The sequence below is a fragment of the Streptomyces coeruleofuscus genome (genome assembly GCF_039532725.1).
In the GTDB taxonomy this organism is placed as follows: domain Bacteria; phylum Actinomycetota; class Actinomycetes; order Streptomycetales; family Streptomycetaceae; genus Streptomyces; species Streptomyces coeruleofuscus.
In genome coordinates, this window is sequence record NZ_BAAASE010000004.1 from 166,447 (window position 1) to 185,820 (window position 19,374).

Below are 19,374 nucleotides of genomic sequence, written 5' to 3' on the forward strand. Positions count from 1 at the left end.
GGCGGCTGTGGAGCCCCTGATTAGGCTCCGGCCTCATGGACGTACTCATCCACCTCTTCGTCGGCCTCCACATCATCGGCATCGCAGCCCTCCTGGGCGGTTTCCTCACCCAGATGAAGGCGATGGGCGCGGGCACCGCCCGCTACACCCCGGCGATGCTGCACGGCGCGCTGACGATGCTGGTCACCGGTGTGATCCTGGTCGGCCTCAACCAGGCCGACGACCAGACCGTGAACAACATCAAGATCGGCGTGAAGCTGGCCCTGCTGATCGTGATCCTCGGCCTGGTCTACGTGAAACGGGACGACGAGAAGGTGGACAAGAGCCTTTTCGGCCTGGTCGGGGCGCTGACCACGGCGAACGTTTTCATCGCCGTGCTCTGGACCTGACCCGGCCGGGCAGGACGTAGGTCCGGGCCGAGGCGACCGCCCAGGCGGTGACCGCGAGCCACGCGGCCACCGCGACCCACAGCAAGACCTCCCCGAGGCCGTCGAGCCAGGAGACGTCGAGGGCGGCGGCGACGGCCAGTGCCGCCGCCGCCGTCTTGGCCCAGGCGAACACGGTCGCCCAGCGGCGGATGTCGTGACGGGGGCGGGGCCGTAGGAACTCGGCGGCGAGCAGGACGGCGCAGCCGGCCAGTGCGAGCACGAGCAGCACGACCGTCACATGGCGCAGGACGCCGCGGTCGTCGTCGTTCCACAGGTACAGGCGTGCGCTGTCGGAGCTGATCAGCCGCGCCCCGGCCAGCGCCGAGATGGCGAGCGCCCCGCCCGCGAGCCAGTGGTCGCCGCGCCCTTCGGCCACCTGCCGCACATCGAAACGGGCCAGGGCGAGGACGTACAGCACGAGCCCCAGCCAGAAGAGCACCAGCGCGGCGTGCGCGAGCCAGGCCGCCGACTCGGCAGCGGCGAGCGTGGCGCCGAGCACGGCGAGTCCCTGCGTGGCCATGCAGCGCGCGAACACCGTGCCGGGCCGGCGCCGCTCCCCGTCCTGCGCGGGGAGGGCCAGCGGCACGGGCCAGAGCAGCACGGCCAGCACCAGCAGTGCCGCCGCCAGGGACTGCGAGCCGGCCGCCGAGAAGCCGGTGCCCAGGACGGCCGTCGCCGCCACGGTGGTGAGGGCGGCCGTCGCCACGGTGTCCAGGAGGCCCGGCAGGGCCGCGTACGCCCGCCGTCTCGTGCCGGCGAGCAGCAGCCGCAGGGTGAAGTCCGCGGCGAGCATCAGCCAGGCCGCGCAGGCCAGGCCGAGGACGATGCGGGAGAGGACGCCGTACCCCGCCAGATCCAGACCGACCGCAAGGGTGCCGGTCGCCAGCACGGCGGCACTCGCGGACGGCGCTCGCTGCGCCCACCAGGCGGTGGAGGGGGAGGGGCCGGGCATGGAGCCGATGCTAGGAGGCGCCGCGTCCGTTCCAGGCGGGGCACGCGCGCGTGCGCTGCCAAAAGCGTGAGTGCCCTCACGCGCGCGTGCCCGCGGTGACGTGCGGGCCCTCAGGCCGGCCGCACCACGCTGTGGATCGACGACTCGCCGTCGTAGTAGATCGATTCCTCGCGCACATAGGTGCCGGGCTTCGGGGCGTGGATCATCATGCCGTTGCCGATGTAGATGCCGACGTGTGAGAGGTCGTCGTAGAAGAAGACCAGGTCACCGGGCTGCGCATTGGTCAGGGAAACGGTCGTGCCGGCGTTGACCTGGTCCCACGTCGTGCGCGGCAGGGTGACACCGGCGGCCTTCCACGCGGCCTGGGTGAGGCCGGAGCAGTCGTAGGAGCCGGGGCCGACGGCGCCCCAGACGTACGGCTTGCCGATCTGGGCGCGGGCGAAGGCGAGGGCCTTCTCGGCCTTGGTGGCGTACGAGGAGTCGGCCGGGGCCGTCGAGGAGGACGAGCCCGTCGAGGAGGACGCTCCCGACGACGAGGACGCTTCGCTCTCCTGCTGCTGGGCGGCCTCCTCCTGCGCCTGCTGCTGTGCGGCCTGCTGCCGGGCCAGCTCGGCGGCCTTGCGGGCGGCCTCCTGCTGCTTCTCCCTCTCGATCGCCGCGAGCCGCGCCTTCTCCTCGGCGGTCAGCTTCGACAGCAGTTCGCGCGCCTCGGCGAGCTTCCGCTGGACGGTCGCCTTGGCCGTCTTCAGGTCGCCCTGCGTCTCGTTGAGCGTCTCGAGGCTCTCGGTGGCCTCCTGACGCTTCTTCATCGTCTCGGACTGCTGGGTGACGTAGTCGTCGACCGCGATCTTCTGACGGCCGGTCATCCGGTCCATCAGCTGGGTCTGGTCGAAGTAGTCCTGCGGGGTGTCCGCGAGCAGGAACGTCGCCGTGTCCGGGGCGGAGGCACCGGTGCGGTACTGGGCGGCGGCGAACGAACCCAGTTTCTCCCGCGCCTCGTTGAGCTTCTGGGTGCGCTGCGCGACGCCGTCGAGGAGGGTGTCGACGCGCTTGCGCTGCTTCGCGGTCTTCTCCTTGGCCGCGTTGTACTTGTCGGTGGCCGACTCGGCCTGGCGGTAGAGGTCGTCGACCTTCTTCTCGACTTCCTCCAGGCTCGGCTTGTCGTCGGCCTCGGGGGCGGCGTTGGCCGACTGGGACAGCAGGGCCACGGACGTGAGGGCCGCCGTTGCGAGGGCGGGGGTCCGTATGCCTGCGACGCGCGTACCCGCGGGACGCGACTTGCGGTGCGACGCCAAGGGAGGCGACTCCTTCCATGCTCCGCCTACCGGGTTAGCTGTCGGGTTCGGGCGGGTACATCGGAAGGGTTGCCCTACGGCCGTCTCCGCGAAGGGCGGAGTGGGGCCGATTCACCCCAGAGTTCTCGGTTGGGTCCCCGGCTCCGGCTGCCGCTGCGGCACACCGGACTCGGCGGAGGCCGCGCGGCCCGGCGACGTTCGCCGGTGGGGGTCGTGCGGCCTGCCCGCACGGTAGCCAACTGGTGTGGCCCTTGTGAAGGTTGATGGGCGATATGCCCGATACATTTTCGTGACCTTAGCCGAGAGTGTCGCCGAGCGTCACCGGTGGAGGGGGGTTGGTCATGAGTTCGTCATAATTGTGACGGCGTAGCGGGCTGTGATCGTGCGTGGATGCAGGGTGACGAGGGGATCCTTTCGGCGATGTTCTCAGGGCGGCGGCGGGCTGTCAGTGGGGCGCCCTAGACTCGGAGAGCGATGAGCAGCCTCTTTGACGACAGCTTCCTGGCGGACCTCCAGGCCCAGCGGGGCCCCGCGGACGAGCCCCCGCCGCCACCCGAGGACGATCACGTACCGGAGCCGGTTCCGGACGATCTGTTCGGCGGGAAGTTCGACGTGCCCCCGGACCGTGACGCCTATTACCGCGACGGCGCCCCGCGCCCGGTGGTGGACACCGCCACCCTCCTGGAGGGGCTGAACGACAACCAGCGCGCCGCCGTCGTCCACTCCGGCTCCCCGCTGCTCATCGTGGCCGGCGCCGGCTCCGGCAAGACCCGCGTGCTGACGCACCGCATCGCCCACCTGCTCGCCGAGCGGGGTGTGCACCCGGGCCAGATCCTCGCGATCACCTTCACCAACAAGGCCGCGGGCGAGATGAAGGAACGCGTCGAGCAGCTCGTCGGCCCGCGGGCGAACGCGATGTGGGTGATGACCTTCCACAGCGCGTGCGTGCGCATCCTGCGGCGCGAGAGCAAGAAGCTCGGCTTCACGTCCTCCTTCTCGATCTACGACGCCGCCGACTCCAAGCGCCTGATGGCCCTGGTCTGCCGCGACCTGGACCTCGACCCCAAGCGCTTCCCGCCGAAGTCCTTCAGCGCCAAGGTCAGCAACCTGAAGAACGAGCTGATCGACGAGGAGGACTTCGCCGCCCAGGCCTCCGACGGCTTCGAGAAGACCCTCGCCCAGGCCTACGCGATGTACCAGTCGCGGCTGCGCGAGGCGAACGCCCTCGACTTCGACGACCTGATCATGACGACGGTCAACCTGCTCCGCGCCTTCCCGGACGTCGCCGAGCACTACCGCCGCCGCTTCCGCCATGTCCTGGTGGACGAGTACCAGGACACCAACCACGCCCAGTACGCCCTCGTCCGGGAGCTCGTCGGCACCTCCGAGCACCCCGTCGACGTACCGCCGGGCCCGGACGACGTCCCGCCCGCCGAGCTGTGCGTGGTGGGTGACGCCGACCAGTCGATCTACGCCTTCCGCGGTGCGACGATCCGCAACATCCTCCAGTTCGAGGAGGACTACCCGGACGCGACGACGATCCTGCTGGAGCAGAACTACCGCTCCACCCAGACGATCCTCAGCGCGGCCAACGCGGTCATCGAGCGCAACGAGTCCCGCCGCCCCAAGAACCTGTGGACCAACGCGGGCACGGGCGCGCAGATCACCGGCTACGTCGCCGACACCGAACACGACGAGGCGCAGTTCGTCGCCGACGAGATAGACCGCCTCACGGACGCCGGCGACGCCAAGGCAGGCGACGTCGCCGTCTTCTACCGCACCAACGCCCAGTCCCGGGTCTTCGAAGAGATCTTCATCCGCGTCGGCCTGCCCTACAAGGTCGTCGGCGGTGTCCGCTTCTACGAGCGCAAGGAAGTCCGGGACGTCCTGGCCTACCTGCGGGTGCTCGCCAACCCGGAGGACTCGGTGCCACTGCGCCGGATCCTCAACGTCCCCAAGCGGGGCATCGGCGACCGCGCCGAGGCGATGATCGACGCCCTGGCCCAGCGCGAGAAGATCAGCTTCCCGCAGGCGCTGAAGCGCGTCGACGAGGCGTACGGCATGGCCGCGCGCTCCACCAACGCCGTCAAGCGGTTCAACACGCTGATGGAGGACCTCCGTACGATCGTCGAGTCCGGCGCCGGACCGGCCACGGTGCTGGAGGCCGTCCTGGAACGCACCGGGTACCTCGCCGAGTTGCAGGCCTCCACCGACCCGCAGGACGAGACCCGGATCGAGAACCTCCAGGAACTCGCCGCCGTCGCCATGGAGTTCGAGCAGGAGCGCGGCGAGGGCGCGGAGACCTCAGGGGCTGCCGCCCCGGGTGGCACACTGTCCGACTTCCTCGAACAGGTCGCGCTGGTCGCCGACTCCGACCAGATCCCCGACGAGGAGGACGGCGACGGCGTCATCACGCTGATGACCCTGCACACCGCCAAGGGCCTGGAGTTCCCGGTCGTCTTCCTGACCGGCATGGAGGACGGCGTCTTCCCGCACATGCGCGCCCTCGGCCAGACCAAGGAGCTGGAGGAGGAGCGGCGCCTGGCGTACGTCGGCATCACGCGCGCGCGGGAACGGCTGTATCTGACGCGGTCCACCCTGCGCAGCGCCTGGGGCCAGCCGTCGTACAACCCGCCCTCCCGGTTCCTGGAGGAGATCCCGCCGGCCCATGTGCAGTGGAAGCGGACGGGAGCGACCGCGCCCGCGTCCTCCGGACCGGTCTCCGGGGTGGCGGCCTCGCTGTCGTCGTCCCGTTCCCGTTCGTCGGCGTCGGGCGCGTCCGGTTTCGCCACGCGCCGCACCTCGGAGAAGCCGGTCGTGGGACTGGCGGTCGGGGACCGGGTCACGCACGACCAGTTCGGGCTCGGGACCGTCGTCGCGGTCAAGGGCACGGGCGCGAACGCCGAGGCCACCATCGACTTCGGGGACACCAAGCCGAAGCGGCTGCTGCTGCGGTACGCGCCGGTGGAGAAGCTGTAGGCCGGAGAGATCGGCCCCTGCCGGGCGACCGGCGGGGGCTGCCGGGACGTTACGTCGGGTCGATGCCGTGGCTGCGCAGCCACGGGAGCGGGTCGATCGCCGAGCCGCCGGCCGGGCGCACCTCGAAGTGCAGATGGGGGCCGGTCGAGTTGCCGGAGTTGCCGGAGCGCGCGATCGGATCGCCGGCCTTCACGGTCGTACCGGAGGGGACCGTGTAGGTGGAGAGGTGGCAGTACCACGTCTCCGTGCCGTCCTTCGCGGTCACGATCATCATGTTGCCGTACGCGCTGTTCCACTGCGTGCGCACGGTGCCGTCGGTCGCGGCCATCACGGTCGTGCCGTACGAGACGGGGAAGTCGATGCCGGAGTGCAGGGACATCCAGTTGATGCCGGACTGGCCGTAGTAGGCGCTGAGTCCGTGCCGGGCGACCGGCAGGGCGAACTTCGGGCGCAGCCGCTCCTTGCGGGCCGCCTCCTCCGCCGCCCGCTTCCGCTCGGCCGCCTGCTGGGCCTTGAGGTCGATGCGCTCCTGCGTGCGGCTGGCCCGGTCGGCGAAGTCGTCGGCGCCGGCGGCGAGGCTCTGAAGCTGCGTGTCCAGCTTGTTGTTGGCGGTGGCCGGTTGCACCGGCTGCGCGTCCGCCGCGGTCGTCTGCGCCTCCACGGCGCCGTCGTCGGTGAGGCTGCCGACGGAGGCGGCGGCGATCCCCGCGACGCCCATCACACACGCCGAGGGCACCGCGAGGGTCATCAGCGCCGAGCGCTTGGGGGGCGTGCGGCGGCGGGAACGGGATCCGGCGCGGGAGGCCGCCCGCGAGGCGGCGCGCGGGCCGGCCTCTTCCTGGTCGTCCAGGAGCGGGGTGACGGTGGGCAGTTCGCCGGTGGCGGCCGACTCGCCGCCGTCCGTAGCGGGGTCGTGGCCGGCGGCCCCGGCGGCTTCGTCGTAGGCGACCTGCTCGAACGTCGCCGTCTCGTGCTGCTCGAAGGTTTCGCCGTGCTGCTCGTACGCGTCGGGCGCCGGTGCGGCGGCGCCGTCGGTGTTCCACTGCGTGGCGTCGTAGGCACCGGTGTCGAAGGCCTGCGTGCCCCATTCCCACTGCTGGGTCTGGTCGGCCGCATTGCCGGACTGGTCGGGCTGGAGCCAGGCGTCGGCGTCCCACTGCCCGGTGGCGTCCGGGGAGGTGGCCTGCTGCGGGATGACCGAGAGCGGCTGCTGCTCGGCCGTCCAAGAAGTCGTGTCGTAGACGCCGGTGTCGTAGGAGGCGTGGTGCTGGGCCGCGTACGCGTCGTAATGCGGGTTCTCGTGCGTGCCGGTGGGCCAGTGGCCGGTGTCGTACGTGCCCGTGCCGTGGCCGCTGCCCGGCATGTCACCGAAGAGGGGATCGGTGGCGAACGTCGCGGTGGTGTGGCCGGTGGCGGCGAAACCGCTGCCGTCGGTACCCGTGGTGTCGAATCCAGTGGCGGCGTGGTCGCCGTACGTGGTGAAGTCGCCGTACTGGGCTTCCTGGGTGCCGTACGACGCGTAGTGCGCCGAGTCGGCGTCGGAAGCCGGAGCCGGGGTCATGGTCCCCGACGGGTGACGGTCGTTCACCAACTTCTCTTTCGCCTCGACAACAGGGGCTGCCAGAGCAGTGCGGCGACTGTACCCGGCGGTACGCGGGCACGACAATCTTCGGCAGGTTTCGCGCGCGCAGGAAACGGGCATTCGGCCGTGTTTTGGCGGACTGCGGGCACGAGCTTGGCCCTGTGTTCGAAGTTTGTTCGAGGCTGATCGGTGCTTCGACGCTGTGTGCCGGCTGTATGACGAGTCTCAGGCCACCGTCAGACCGCCGGTCCGGCCGGCGGACGGTTCACCCGGGCGGGCCGTGTCGAGGACCTGCCGTATTCCGTTGGCGACAGCGGGGTGCACGGGCAGGGCGAGATGGCCGATGCCGGTCACCCGCACGTTCTCGGCCGTCAGATCGGGATGGTCGATACAGGCCGTCTCCAGCGGATCCATCACGTGGTCCAGGTCGCTCCAGAAGCTGACGAAGTGTGTACGGCAGCCCGGGGCAGGCCGAGTGAGCTCCTCGAGCACCGGTGAGCCGGGGCGCATCTGGCGCACGATGGGGTGCGCGTCGGCCAGGGGCACCACTCGGGTGCCCGAGTGCGGCGTGCCGAGTGTCACGAGGGTCCGCACGCGCGTGTCGCCGCCGAGCCGCTGCACGTAGTAACGCGCTATCAGGCCGCCGAGGCTGTGCCCGACGACGTCGACCTGGGGCGCGCCGGTGCGTTCGCAGACCTCCTCTATGTGCCGGCCGAGCAGCTCGGCCGCGACGCGTATGTCGCAGGTCAGCGGCGAGTAGTTGAGGGACTCGATCTGCTGCCTGCCGTGCTGGGCGAGGCTGCGGCGCAGCAGGACGAAGACCGAGCGGTTGTCGATGAAGCCGTGCAGCAGGACGACCGGGGGCTTGGCCTCCGTGGGCAGTTGGGCGGCGCCGGTCGTGGGCAGGGCCGGAGCCGGGGCCCGTCGCTCCTGTGGGATGCCGGAGGGATAGAGGAGGAGATGCCCGGCCAGAATCGCGATCTCCAGGGCCGTGGCCTTCAGGAGTGCCAGGGAGAGTCCCGCCAGCCGGCTCGGCAGCAGACGCTGGCAGAACGGAAGAAAGGGCAGAGCAGCCCTGGTGACCTTCATGGCCGACCTCCTGTCGGCGCGCGGGAGGACAGCCGCCCCCCGTGCGCCCTCGTGGAAAGCAGCGGCGAAGACGGCCGATGACTGCGTGAGCGGCGTGAGCCGCGGGGAAGGAGCGCGGCTTGTGGCGCGTGTGACGCCAGTGGTGCGACGAGGTCCCCTGCCGGTGCGGCGACGAGGCTCCCCGCTGTTGCGCCGTGTCTGCCCTGCGTGCTGTGCGTGCCCTGCGTGTCCCGCGTGCCTTCGCCGAAGTGCCGTACCGCCGCTGTGCGTGGTGGGTGGGGCGGCGGTACGGCGACTCCGTCGCGGCTCCCCTTGCGCTTGTCCCATCGTGTGATTTCCCCCTCGGTCCGCACCGCGAAACTGCCGGTCGCGGGATCGTGGAGATAACGTTCGTTCACTTGCCCGGACATATCGGGGCGGGGTGTCCGTGCTGTACGACGTGCGCGATGTGTGCGGTACTTGTCGGTACGGATGGATGTAGTCGCTTCATGGAGGCAGTGATGGGTGTGGCAGCCGGTCCGATCCGCGTGGTGGTGGCGAAGCCGGGGCTCGACGGCCACGATCGCGGGGCCAAGGTGATCGCACGGGCCCTGCGCGACGCCGGTATGGAGGTCATCTACACCGGGCTCCACCAGACTCCCGAGCAGATCGTCGACACGGCGCTCCAGGAGGACGCCGACGCGATCGGGCTGTCCATCCTGTCCGGCGCGCACAACACGCTCTTCGCTGCGGTGATCGACCTGCTCAAGGAGCGGGACGCGGAGGACATCCTGGTCTTCGGCGGCGGGATCATCCCCGAAGCGGACATTCCCCTGCTGAAGGAGAAGGGCGTCGCGGAGATCTTCACGCCCGGCGCGACGACGGCGTCGATCGTGGACTGGGTCCGGGCGAACGCGCGCCAGCCGGCTGGCGCGTAGGCCTCCGGCGGTGGCGCCGGGGTCCGGGTCGGTGGCGCCGGAGTCCGGGCCGGTGGCGTCGGGGTTCGGGCCGGTGGCCCGGGGTGTCGTCGGTGCGTGATGGCCCTCTGCCGTGACGGCAACGCGCTCGGCCGCTGCGGCTCCTGTCGGCCCCGTGAAGCGGGCCGTGGTCAGGGAGTGTTCAGCTCCTCGGTCATCGCCGCCCGCAGGCGCAACGTCGTGACCAGGCGCTGGAAGGCCTCCGCCCAGTAGCCCCCGGCGCCGGGTGAGGCGTTCTCCGGCTCGTCCGGTACGGCCAGCAGGGCGTCGAGGCGGCCGGCCTCGGACGGATCGAGGCAACGCTCGGCCAAGCCCATGACTCCGCTGAAACTCCATGGATAACTCCCCGCGTCCCGCGCGATGTTGAGCGCGTCCACCACCGCCCGGCCGAGCGGCGGCGCCCACGGCACCGCGCACACCCCGAGCAGCTGAAACGCTTCGGACAGGCCGTGCGTCGCGATGAAGCCGGCCACCCACTCGGCCCGCTCGGCGGCGTCCAGCGTGCCGAGCAGCTTGGCGCGTTCGGCCAGGGACACCGCGCCCGGGCCGCCCGCCTCCGGTGCCGAGGGCTCCCCGAGCAGCGCGCGCGACCACTCGGCGTCCCGCTGACGCACGGCGGCCCGGCACCACGCCGCGTGCAGTTCGCCCTGCCAGTCGTCCGTGACCGGCAGCGCCACGATCTCCCGGGGCGTCCGCCCGCCCAGCCGCCGGGACCAGGTCCCGAGCGGGGCCGCCTCCACCAACTGGCCGAACCACCAGGACCGTTCACCCCGCCCCGCGGGCGCCTTCGCCACGACGCCGTCGCGCTCCATGTCCGCATCGCACTCGTGCGGCGCTTCGACGGCGATCGTCGGCGTGGCCACAGTGGCTCCCGAAGGCTCGGTGCCCCCTGCTGCCTGGGTGGCTTGGGTGGCCTGGGTGTGGTCGATGGCCACGCACGCTTCCGCCCTGACCGCCATCCGCGCGGCGAGCGCCGAACCGGGCAGCGCCGACAGCAGTTCCGCCGCCGTCGCCCGGACGTTGCGGCTGCGGTCGGCCAGGGCCTGCTCCAGGAACGGCTCGTCGTCCGGGCCCAGTCCCGTGCGCAGGGAGTCGAGGAACATCAGCCGGTCCTCGGCCCGTTCCGTCGACCAGGTCGTCGCGAGCAGATCGCGCGCGGCGGCAGGGTCGCGGGAGCGCAGGGCGGACAGCAGGGCGACCCGTTCGGCGAACAGACCCTCCTGCCACAGCTGCCGGACGCCGTCGTCGTCCTCGAGATGCGGCAGGGCCGCACCGCCGCCCGGTGTCGAGCGCAGGGCGAACCGCCAGTCCGGGTTCAGCCGCGCCAGCCACAGGGCCCGCGGCCCCGCGAACTCCAGCGCCGACGGACGCAGGTCGGTACGCCCCCGGGCCGCGTCGAGCAACGCGGGAAGCACCTGCGGAGGCGGTGCAAAACCACGGGCGTTGGCCGCCGTGAGCCACTGGGGCAGCAGCTCCGTCAGGTCGGGCGCGGTGCCCCGGCGGCCGCCGCCGGACGCGCCGGGGCGGTCGGCCAGCAGCAGCGCGAGTCTGCGGCCGGCCGCCGGCGGCAATTGCGGACGCGGGTCCTCCGGGGCGGGCTGCGGACGCTCCGCCGCCCGCGCCGGACGCAGACCGGCCCGTCGGCGTACGGTCTCCACGGCCGCCGCGTCCAGCAGGGCCACCGGTGCCTCCGGGCCCGGCCCGGCGCCCGGCGGGGTGCGCCGGTCCGTGCCCAGCAGAGCCGTGGTGACGAGCCCCTCCCAGGCGCCCGTCGCGGGCGCGTCCACAGGAGCGGAGGTCCTGTTCATGAGCTTCCTTTCCGTGGGGCGCCCGGGGTGGTTGAAGGCTCACCCTTACCGGTTGTCCCGGGATGCCTGAAAAATTCGCGGATTCGAGAGAAGGGTGGGTCGGGTCGGAAAGCCGGGTCGGCGGCGGCGTTGGCGTCGGGGCGTCGGTGACGGGATTGCCGCCGGTGTCGGGATCGGCGTCGGTGTCGGGATTGCCGTCGGTGTCGGGATTGCCGTCGGTGTCGGGATCGGCGTCGGTGTCGGGATTGCCGTCGGTGTCGGGATCGGCGTCGGTGTCGGGATTGCCGCCGGTGTCGGGATCGGCGTCGGTGTCGGGCTCGGCGTCGGCTCAGCACAGGGCTATCGCGTCGCCCGGGCCCTCGGGCCAGGCCGTCAGAGGCGTGAAGCCCTGGTGGCCGCATTCGCCGAAGACCCTGACCGGCGCGCCGCCCGACAGCGCGACGAGCCGCCAAAGACCCGGCCGGGAGCGCGCGGAGGGAGTGAGCGGCAACGCCGCGTCCTCGTCCGCGTCCGCCAACTGCCAGGAGCCGCCGTCCGGGGTGGGGACGACCCGGCCCAGCGTCACCGGGACGGACTCCAGCCAGGGGTCGTCGCGCAGGGCGTCGCCGTAACGGGCGGCCGCCTGGGACGTCGTCACCCCCCGTGGGCGTATCGCCGTCGGCGCGGGTGGTGCGAACTGTTCGCCCAGGGCCACCCGCAGCTGGCCGGCGCCCGGATAGGCGGACACCTCGGCCTCCAGCGCCAGCCCCACCGGCAGCGCCAGCTCCGGGGCGCGGCCGGCGGCGCCGTAGGAGAGGAGCAGAACGGTCCGGTCCGAGTCGGCGCCGTACAGCCAGATCCGGCGGGTCGTCAGGCGCGTGTCCGCCGTGTCGTACTGGGCGAGCACCAGCCAGCGGTCCCGCACCGGCGGGCCGTCCGCCGAGGCCGGCAGGCCGATGCGGGAGCGGACCGTGGCGGCGAGGGCCTCGGGCAGCCGCTCGCGGCGCAGCCAGCCCTGACCGAGAAGATGCAGCAGCGCGCACTCCTCCAGCAGACGCACCGGCCAGCCCGGCCCGGTGGACGGGATCGTCCCCAACTCCCGGACCCGGCCGGCCAGGCCCTGCGCCTGGGCGTCGACCATGCGGGCCGCCGTCTCCTCCCACAGGCCGTAACCCGACTGCTCCGCCGTCGCCAGGCCGGCGCGCAACAGGTCCGCCAGGCGCTGCTCCAGCTCCACCGCACCCGCCGTGACCCGCTCCGCCCGCCGCTCCGCCCGGCGGCGCGCCGCCTCCGGATCAGCGGACCCGGACGGCGAACCGGAGCTGTCCGCGGCCTTCTTCTCCTCCGCGCGGCCACGCCTCCCCGCTATCCACTGCCCGGCCCACTCCGGCGCCTCTCCCGTCGGCACAGCGGCGTCGCCGCCCGCCCAGAGCAGCATCAGCCCGAGCGCGTGCTTGCACGGGAACTTGCGGCTCGGACAACTGCACTTGTACGCGGGCCCGGAGGCGCCCGCGATGTCGACGACCGTCTGATACGGCTTGCTTCCGCTGCCCTTGCACAGGCCCCACACCGTCCCCTCGTCGGAACTGCCCGCCTCGGACCACGGCCCCGCCGCGCCGAGTTTGCTCCCCGCTTTGCGTGATGCCGCGTCAGGCGCCAGTGCCAGCACCTGGTCCGCGGTCCAGCGCACCCCCTGCTGAGTCATGCCATCGAAGGTAGATCCCACCACTGACAATCGGGTCGGTGAGCGCCTCAGGCTGGGCGTTTGCGCAGGTCGGAACGCATTGTCAGTGGTGTGGTGCAACGTGGATGCCAGATCCGAACCGGCCGAGCTGGAGGGGGACTCAGCCATGCCTGTGTCCGTAGAACCGACGTCCGTCGACCCGAGCCAGAACGGGTCCGCGCCCGCGAACGCGAGGGCGGGCGCACCCGCGGACGTAACCGAGGCGGAAGAGCTGCGGCCGCACGCCGAGGACGCCTTCGCCGGTGAACTCGCCGCGCTGGCCGCGCAGGACGACCGTCCGCGTCCGGCCCGCTGGAAGCTGTCGCCCTGGGCGGTGGCGACGTACCTGCTCGGCGGCACGCTGCCGGACGGCACGGTGATCACACCCAAGTACGTCGGCCCGCGCCGCATCGTCGAGGTCGCCGTCACCACACTCGCCACCGACCGCGCCCTGCTCCTGCTCGGTGTGCCCGGGACGGCGAAGACCTGGGTCTCCGAGCATCTGGCCGCAGCGGTCAGCGGCGACTCCACCCTGCTGGTGCAGGGCACGGCCGGCACACCGGAGGAGGCCATCCGGTACGGCTGGAACTACGCGCAGTTGCTCGCCCACGGCCCGAGCCGCGACGCCCTCGTGCCCAGCCCGGTCATGCGGGCCATGGCCGACGGCATGACCGCCCGCGTCGAGGAGCTGACGCGTATCCCGGCCGACGTGCAGGACACGCTCATCACGATCCTGTCGGAGAAGACACTGCCGATACCGGAGCTGGGCCAGGAGGTGCAGGCGGTCCGCGGCTTCAACCTGATCGCCACGGCCAACGACCGCGACCGCGGGGTCAACGACCTGTCCAGCGCCCTGCGCCGCCGGTTCAACACGGTGGTGCTGCCGTTGCCGGAGAGCCCCGAGGCCGAGGTCGACATCGTCTCGCGCCGCGTGGATCAGATCGGCCGCTCCCTCGACCTGCCGGCCGCGCCCGACGGCCTCGACGAGATCCGCCGGGTCGTCACGGTCTTCCGCGAGCTGCGCGACGGTGTCACGACCGACGGCCGGACGAAGCTGAAGTCGCCGAGCGGCACGCTGTCCACGGCCGAGGCGATCTCCGTCGTCACCAACGGACTCGCCCTGGCGGCCCACTTCGGCGACGGCGTGCTGCGGCCGGGCGACGTGGCCGCGGGCATCCTCGGCGCGGTGGTCCGCGACCCGGCGGCCGACCGCGTCATCTGGCAGGAGTACCTGGAGACGGTGGTCCGCGAGCGGGACGGCTGGAAGGACTTCTATCGCGCCTGCCGGGAGGTGAGCGTGTGAGCGACGCGGGGCGGGGGTTGGTTGCGGGGCCGGGACAGGGATGGGAGGGGAACAAGTGACGGGCGTGGAAGAAGCCGTGGGCCGGGCGGCCGGAGCGGGGCCGTTGCTGCTCGGGGTGCGGCATCACGGGCCGGGGTCGGCGCGCGCGGTGCGGGCGGCGCTGGAGGAGGCCCGGCCGCGGGTCGTCCTGATCGAGGGGCCGCCCGAGGCCGATGCCCTGATTCCGCTAGCCGCCGACGAGGAGATGCGGCCGCCGGTCGCCCTGCTCGCCCATGCCGTCGACGAGCCCGGCCGTTCGGCGTTCTGGCCGCTGGCCGAGTTCTCCCCGGAGTGGGTCGCCATCCGCTGGGCCCTGGAACACGACGTCCCGGCTCGCTTCATCGACCTGCCGGCCACGCACACGCTGGCCTGGGGGAGGCAGGAGGACGAGGCCGGAGCGGAGGGGGAATCCCCTCTGGACGCCGAGACGGCGGACAGCGAGGGCGATTCCGGCTCCGACCCCTGCCCCGGCCCCGCCGACCTGCGGATCGATCCGCTCGGGATGCTCGCCGAGACCGCCGGCTACGACGACCCGGAGCGGTGGTGGGAGGACGTCGTGGAGCACCGGGGCGTGGGGAAGGGGGACGCGCTCGCGCCGTTCACCGTGCTCGAGGAGGCGATGGGGGCGCTGCGGGAGACCTACGGCAGCGGGGGACACGACCGGGACCTGGTGCGCGAGGCGTACATGCGGATCCAGGTGCGGGCCGCGCAGCGGGAGTTCGAGGACGGGGTGGCCGTGGTGTGCGGGGCGTGGCATGTGCCCGCCCTGCGGCGGAAGGCCACCGTCGCCGCCGACAAGGCGCTGCTGAAGGGGCTGCCCAAGGTCAAGACGGACATGACGTGGGTGCCGTGGACCCACCGCCGGCTGTCCCGGATCAGCGGGTACGGCGCCGGTATCGACTCGCCGGGCTGGTACGGGCACTTGTTCAGCGCCCCGGACCGGCCGGTCGAGCGGTGGATGACCAAGGTGGCGGGGCTGCTGCGGGCCGAGGACCGGCTCGTCTCCTCCGCGCACGTCATCGAGGCCGTGCGGCTGGCCGAGACGCTCGCCGCGATGCGCGGCCGTCCGCTGCCCGGCCTGAGCGAGACGACCGACGCGGTGCGGGCGGTGATGTGCGAGGGCTCGGACGTGCCGCTGGCGCTGGTGCAGGACCGGCTGATCGTGGGGGACGTGCTGGGGGAGGTGCCTGCGTCGGCGCCGGCTGTTCCGTTGCAGCGGGACCTCGCCCGGCTCCAGCGCCGGCTGCGGCTGAAGCCGGAGGCGCTGGAGCGGGAGTTGGAGCTCGACCTGCGCAAGGAGACCGATGCCGCCCGCAGCAGACTGCTGCACCGGCTGCGGTTGCTCGGCGTCGCGTGGGGCGAGCCGGCCGCCTCGCGCGGCAGCACGGGCACGTTCCGGGAGACGTGGCGGCTGCACTGGGAGCCCGAGCTGTCCGTACGGGTCGCCGAGGCCGGGGTGTGGGGGACGACCGTCCTGTCCGCCGCGACCGCCAAGGCCGAGGCGGACGCCGTGGCCGCGCGGGGGCTCGCCGACGTCACCGCACTCGCCGAGCGCTGCCTGCTGGCCGAACTGCCCGACGCGCTGCCGACGGTGATGCGGATCCTCGCTGACCGGGCGGCCCTCGACAGTGACGTCGGCCAGCTGGCCCAGGCGCTGCCGGCGCTGGTCCGCTCCCTGCGCTACGGCGATGTGCGCGGCACGGACACCGGGGCGCTGGGAGAGGTCGCGGCGGGTCTGGCCGAGCGGATTTTCGTCGGCCTGCCCCCGGCCTGCGCCGCGCTCGACGCGGACGGTGCCGAGGAGATGCGGCGTCATGTCGACGCGGTGCACGGGGCGGTGGGGCTCCTGGGGGACGCGCCCGCAGCAGGACAGGGTCACTTGCGAGCCCGATGGCAGTCGGTGCTGCGTGTGCTGTGCGGGCGGGACACCGTACCCGGGGTGATCAGGGGGCGCGCCGTGCGGCTCCTGCTCGACGACGGGGAGCTGGCGCAGGACGAGGCGGCGCGCCTGATGGGGCTCGTCCTGTCCCCGGGCACGCCACCGGCGGACGCGGCCGCGTGGATCGAGGGCTTCGTCGGAGGCGGCTCCGGGGGCGGAATGCTCCTGGTGCACGACGAGCGGCTGCTCGGGCTGGTCGACGCGTGGCTGACCGGGGTTCCGGCGGAGGCGTTCACGGACGTGCTGCCCCTGCTGCGGCGGACGTTCTCGGCGTACGAGCCCGGGGTGCGGCGGACCCTCGGCGAACTGGTCCGGCGTGGACCGGGGGCCGGGAGCGGTGTGGCAGGAACAGGCTCCGGCATACCCGGCTTCGCGGCGGAGCTCGACATGGTGCGCGCGGACGCCGTGCTGCCGGTCGTGCGGCTGCTGCTCGGGCTGGACGAAGGGGAAGAGCACATCGGCAACGACCTGGTGGGGGTGACGGGATGACGACCGACGGACTGAGGCGATCGACTCCGAGCGCGGACACGGGAGACACCGTGGGGGACGGGTCGTCGGCGGAAGGCCGGCCGACGACGGCCGTGCCGGTGATCCCGCTGTGGGAACGGCCTCGCGAGGGAGGACGGGGATGACGGCCGAGGTGACGGACCCGGCGCGGGAGCGGTTGCGGCGGTGGCGGCTCGTGCTCGGGGGCGACGCGGCGGACGGCACCGGGTGCGAACTGTCCGGGCGGGACGCCGCGATGGACGGAGCGCTCACCGCGCTCTACGGCAAGGGCGAGAAGCCGCAGGGAGGCCGGGACCGTTCGGCGGGGCTCGGGGCGTCGGCGCCGTCCGTGGCGCGCTGGCTCGGCGACATCCGGACGTACTTCCCCTCCTCCGTCGTACAGGTCATGCAGCGCGACGCCATCGACCGGCTCGGTCTCGCCACGCTCCTGCTGGAGCCGGAGATGCTGGAGGCGGTGGAGGCCGACGTGCACCTCGTCGGCACGCTGCTGTCGCTCAACAAGGCCATGCCCGAGACGACGAAGGAGACGGCACGGGCCGTCGTGCGCAAGGTCGTCGAGGACCTGGAGAAGCGGCTCGCCACCCGCACCCGGGCCACCCTCACCGGCGCCCTCGACCGCAGCGCCAGGATCAGCCGGCCCCGCCATCACGACATCGACTGGAACCGCACGATCGCGGCCAACCTCAAGCACTACCTGCCCGAGTACCGAACGATCGTGCCGGAGCGGCTCATCGGGTACGGGCGGGCGTCCCAGTCCACGAAGAAGGAGGTCATCCTCTGTATCGACCAGTCGGGATCCATGGCGGCATCCGTCGTGTACGCATCGGTGTTCGGAGCGGTGCTCGCCTCGATGCGGACGATCTCCACGCGACTCGTCGTCTTCGACACGGCGGTCGTCGACCTCACGGACCAGCTCGACGACCCTGTCGACGTCCTGTTCGGGACGCAGTTGGGCGGTGGCACGGACATCAACCGGGCACTCGCCTACTGCCAGTCGCAGATCACCCGGCCCGCGGAGACGGTGGTCGTGCTGATCAGCGACCTCTACGAGGGAGGCATACGGGACGAGATGCTCAAGCGCGTCGCGGCGATGAAGGCCTCGGGGGTGCAGTTCGTGACGCTGCTGGCGCTCTCGGACGAGGGAGCGCCAGCGTATGACCGGGAGCATGCGGCCGCGCTCGGCGCGCTGGGGGCACCGGCGTTCGCCTGCACGCCCGATCTGTTCCCGGAGGTGATGGCGGCGGCGATCGAGAAGCGTCCGCTGCCGATACCGGATGCGGCGTGACGTGCCGGGGACCGCGGTGGTGAGGGGCGACCGGATGTCGGATGGCGATGTGCCGATGTGTCGTCGTCCGACTCCGGTCGGCCGAACGGATATGACTGGCCATCAGCGGGAAAGGGCTTGCGTAACCTCCGCACTCCCGTGCGAGGATCGGCGCCTGCTCGGCGGTGCGTCGTGCCGCGCCGGGCAGCACCGCGTCGTGCCGACTCGTCGCTCGTGACGCGTGATGCGTTCCGCGCTTGTTCCGTAGCACGGGAGGAAACTCTCCCCCTTGACCTGGTCACCAGTCCTGCCCGGTGCCGCTGCGCGCATGCCGCGCACAGCGGCCGGGTGGTGTGCGCTCCGAGTGGTGCTGCTGGTGGGCGGCATGCTCGTCATCGGGCTGCTGTGCGGGGAACGGGCGTATGCGGCGGACGGCGTGCGGGCGCTGACGGACGGCGCGGCGGGGTGGGTCGCCGGCGAGCAGAGGCCTTTGGCCCGATCTGACGCTCATGTCCTGGCAGGCAGGGGCCGGCCGGACGCCCACGCCCGGGAGCCCCGGCAGCGGCCCACCGCGCACGCCTCGGCCGGGTGGATCGACTCGCGGGACCCTCGCTCCGTGTCCGGAGCGGACGGGGTTCCGCTGGCGGGGGTCGACGCGAGAACCGCGGGAGAGCGGGTCGTACGGGTGGCCGGTGACACCGGCGAGGCGGTGTCCGAGGGGCTGGGAGAGGCGCGGGCGAAGGCGTCGTCCTCGTCGTTGCCGTCGCCCAAGCTGCCGGTGTTGTCCGAGCTGCCCGCACCGCCCGATCCACCAGCGGCCCCGAAGCCGCAGACGCCGCCGAAGCTGCCGGACCTGCCCGTGCTCCCCGAACTGCCAGTGCTCCCGGAACTGCCGGACTTGTCAGACCTGCCAGACCTCCCGAACCTCCCGGGGCCGTCGGAGCTCCTCCCACCCCCGCCCGCACCCCCCACCGGCGAAGTCACGCTCCCGGAAGCGCCCGGGCTTCCCGGCCGCCCCAGCTACCCCGCGCTCCCGGGCCACCCCCTCCTCGCACCAGTCACCGCCGACCCACAGCCGGGCAGAAAGGCGCCGTCCCCGGCCGACAGGCCCGCCTCCGTCGGACGGGCCGCTGGGGCGGAGTTCGCCGCCGCCGGGTCGGACACCGTCGTGCGCGGCGCCGGACACCATGCCGCCGTCTGGACAGGGCACGCCGGCCACACCGGACCCGCGGACCGCACCAGACCCGCACACCACGTCGGACCGTCCGACCACGCCGGACACGGCCCGGGCGGGCACGCACCCGCAGGTCGGCCCGACCACACGCTCGGCAACCGGACCACGGCCGACAACGGCCCGTCGCGCCACGGCGACCCGCACGCCGTCACGGTGAGCCACCGCGCCCCGCTGAGGCTCCTGCCCGGTGTCGCGGCCCGCTCCCGCGCGGCCGACACCCGGGACGGTCACCAGGACATCCCCGTCTTCCCCGGCTAGCACGGGGAGACCGCCGCTCTTCGGTCCCGCTCATCAGGC

Annotated in this window: 13 protein-coding genes and 1 riboswitch; of the genes, 7 read left to right on the forward strand and 6 right to left on the reverse strand. The window is 72.6% G+C overall.

The window, feature by feature from the left end; all coding sequences use genetic code 11:
• Nucleotides 1-35 precede the first annotated feature (35 nt).
• Nucleotides 36-389 carry a hypothetical protein gene (locus ABFX81_RS16180; protein WP_086843281.1) on the forward strand — a complete coding sequence of 118 codons (354 nt, stop codon included), beginning with the start codon at nt 36-38 and terminating at the stop codon, nt 387-389.
• On the opposite strand, the gene ABFX81_RS16185 is transcribed toward ABFX81_RS16180, so the two are convergent.
• Complete coding sequence (locus tag ABFX81_RS16185) at nt 367-1,380, reverse strand: SLAC1 family transporter (protein WP_086843279.1); 1,014 nt, start codon at nt 1,378-1,380, stop codon at nt 367-369. The genes ABFX81_RS16180 and ABFX81_RS16185 overlap by 23 nt on opposite strands.
• A gap of 110 nt (nt 1,381-1,490) precedes the next feature.
• Nucleotides 1,491-2,675, reverse strand: a complete 1,185-nt coding sequence (locus tag ABFX81_RS16190; RefSeq protein WP_086843277.1) for an NlpC/P60 family protein — start codon at nt 2,673-2,675, stop codon at nt 1,491-1,493.
• An 8-nt stretch (nt 2,676-2,683) separates the two neighbouring features.
• Nucleotides 2,684-2,860, reverse strand: a riboswitch (cyclic di-AMP (ydaO/yuaA leader).
• A gap of 289 nt (nt 2,861-3,149) precedes the next feature.
• Here ABFX81_RS16190 and pcrA point away from each other — a divergent pair.
• Entirely contained in the window at nt 3,150-5,654 is a 2,505-nt protein-coding gene (pcrA, locus tag ABFX81_RS16195) for a DNA helicase PcrA (RefSeq protein WP_346138240.1), read from the forward strand.
• Nucleotides 5,655-5,703: 49 nt separating this feature from the next.
• Here the strand turns inward: pcrA and ABFX81_RS16200 are convergent, their stop codons facing one another.
• Together ABFX81_RS16200 and ABFX81_RS16205 are read right to left on the reverse strand one after the other, a co-directional pair.
• A complete protein-coding gene (locus ABFX81_RS16200) occupies nt 5,704-7,242 on the reverse strand; it encodes a M23 family metallopeptidase (RefSeq protein WP_086853917.1) in 1,539 nt (512 codons plus the stop codon).
• Between the two features lie 219 nt (nt 7,243-7,461).
• Nucleotides 7,462-8,325 (reverse strand): alpha/beta fold hydrolase, encoded by an 864-nt coding sequence (locus tag ABFX81_RS16205; protein ID WP_086853919.1) that lies wholly within the window; start codon nt 8,323-8,325, stop codon nt 7,462-7,464.
• 500 nt (nt 8,326-8,825) lie between these two features.
• Here ABFX81_RS16205 and icmB point away from each other — a divergent pair, with 500 nt between their 5' ends.
• A complete protein-coding gene (gene icmB / locus ABFX81_RS16210; RefSeq protein ID WP_037673345.1) occupies nt 8,826-9,242 on the forward strand; it encodes a coenzyme B12-dependent isobutyryl CoA mutase small subunit in 417 nt (138 codons plus the stop codon).
• A gap of 170 nt (nt 9,243-9,412) precedes the next feature.
• Here the strand turns inward: icmB and ABFX81_RS16215 are convergent, their stop codons facing one another.
• Together ABFX81_RS16215 and ABFX81_RS16220 are read right to left on the reverse strand one after the other, a co-directional pair.
• Nucleotides 9,413-11,089, reverse strand: coding sequence for a DUF5691 domain-containing protein (locus ABFX81_RS16215; RefSeq protein WP_086853921.1), 1,677 nt, complete (start codon nt 11,087-11,089; stop codon nt 9,413-9,415).
• A gap of 328 nt (nt 11,090-11,417) precedes the next feature.
• Nucleotides 11,418-12,773 carry an SWIM zinc finger family protein gene (locus tag ABFX81_RS16220; RefSeq protein ID WP_346138242.1) on the reverse strand — a complete coding sequence of 452 codons (1,356 nt, stop codon included), beginning with the start codon at nt 12,771-12,773 and terminating at the stop codon, nt 11,418-11,420.
• Between the two features lie 145 nt (nt 12,774-12,918).
• Between ABFX81_RS16220 and ABFX81_RS16225 the strand changes: the two genes are divergently transcribed.
• From ABFX81_RS16225 to ABFX81_RS16240, 4 genes are all read left to right on the forward strand, one after another.
• Nucleotides 12,919-14,094: an ATP-binding protein gene (locus ABFX81_RS16225; RefSeq protein ID WP_346138243.1), complete on the forward strand. Its 1,176-nt coding sequence runs from the start codon at nt 12,919-12,921 to the stop codon at nt 14,092-14,094.
• A 40-nt stretch (nt 14,095-14,134) separates the two neighbouring features.
• Nucleotides 14,135-16,561 carry a DUF5682 family protein gene (locus ABFX81_RS16230; RefSeq protein WP_346138244.1) on the forward strand — a complete coding sequence of 809 codons (2,427 nt, stop codon included), beginning with the start codon at nt 14,135-14,137 and terminating at the stop codon, nt 16,559-16,561.
• 139 nt (nt 16,562-16,700) lie between these two features.
• Nucleotides 16,701-17,864, forward strand: coding sequence for a VWA domain-containing protein (locus ABFX81_RS16235; protein ID WP_086841618.1), 1,164 nt, complete (start codon nt 16,701-16,703; stop codon nt 17,862-17,864).
• A gap of 307 nt (nt 17,865-18,171) precedes the next feature.
• Nucleotides 18,172-19,335 carry a hypothetical protein gene (locus ABFX81_RS16240; RefSeq protein ID WP_346138245.1) on the forward strand — a complete coding sequence of 388 codons (1,164 nt, stop codon included), beginning with the start codon at nt 18,172-18,174 and terminating at the stop codon, nt 19,333-19,335.
• The last annotated feature ends 39 nt before the right edge of the window (nt 19,336-19,374 follow it).

What these genes read in the sequence shown, in the direction of transcription:
- ABFX81_RS16235 (WP_086841618.1), top strand. Translation starts at nt 16,701, where the DNA reads ATGACGGCCGAGGTGACGGACCCGGCGCGGGAGCGGTTGCGGCGGTGG.
- ABFX81_RS16205 (WP_086853919.1), bottom strand. Translation starts at nt 8,325, where the DNA reads ATGAAGGTCACCAGGGCTGCTCTGCCCTTTCTTCCGTTCTGCCAGCGT.
- ABFX81_RS16240 (WP_346138245.1), top strand. Translation starts at nt 18,172, where the DNA reads ATGCCGCGCACAGCGGCCGGGTGGTGTGCGCTCCGAGTGGTGCTGCTG.
- ABFX81_RS16220 (WP_346138242.1), bottom strand. Translation starts at nt 12,773, where the DNA reads ATGACTCAGCAGGGGGTGCGCTGGACCGCGGACCAGGTGCTGGCACTG.
- ABFX81_RS16185 (WP_086843279.1), bottom strand. Translation starts at nt 1,380, where the DNA reads ATGCCCGGCCCCTCCCCCTCCACCGCCTGGTGGGCGCAGCGAGCGCCG.
- icmB (WP_037673345.1), top strand. Translation starts at nt 8,826, where the DNA reads ATGGGTGTGGCAGCCGGTCCGATCCGCGTGGTGGTGGCGAAGCCGGGG.
- ABFX81_RS16180 (WP_086843281.1), top strand. Translation starts at nt 36, where the DNA reads ATGGACGTACTCATCCACCTCTTCGTCGGCCTCCACATCATCGGCATC.
- ABFX81_RS16225 (WP_346138243.1), top strand. Translation starts at nt 12,919, where the DNA reads ATGCCTGTGTCCGTAGAACCGACGTCCGTCGACCCGAGCCAGAACGGG.
- ABFX81_RS16230 (WP_346138244.1), top strand. Translation starts at nt 14,135, where the DNA reads ATGGGAGGGGAACAAGTGACGGGCGTGGAAGAAGCCGTGGGCCGGGCG.
- ABFX81_RS16215 (WP_086853921.1), bottom strand. Translation starts at nt 11,089, where the DNA reads ATGAACAGGACCTCCGCTCCTGTGGACGCGCCCGCGACGGGCGCCTGG.
- pcrA (WP_346138240.1), top strand. Translation starts at nt 3,150, where the DNA reads ATGAGCAGCCTCTTTGACGACAGCTTCCTGGCGGACCTCCAGGCCCAG.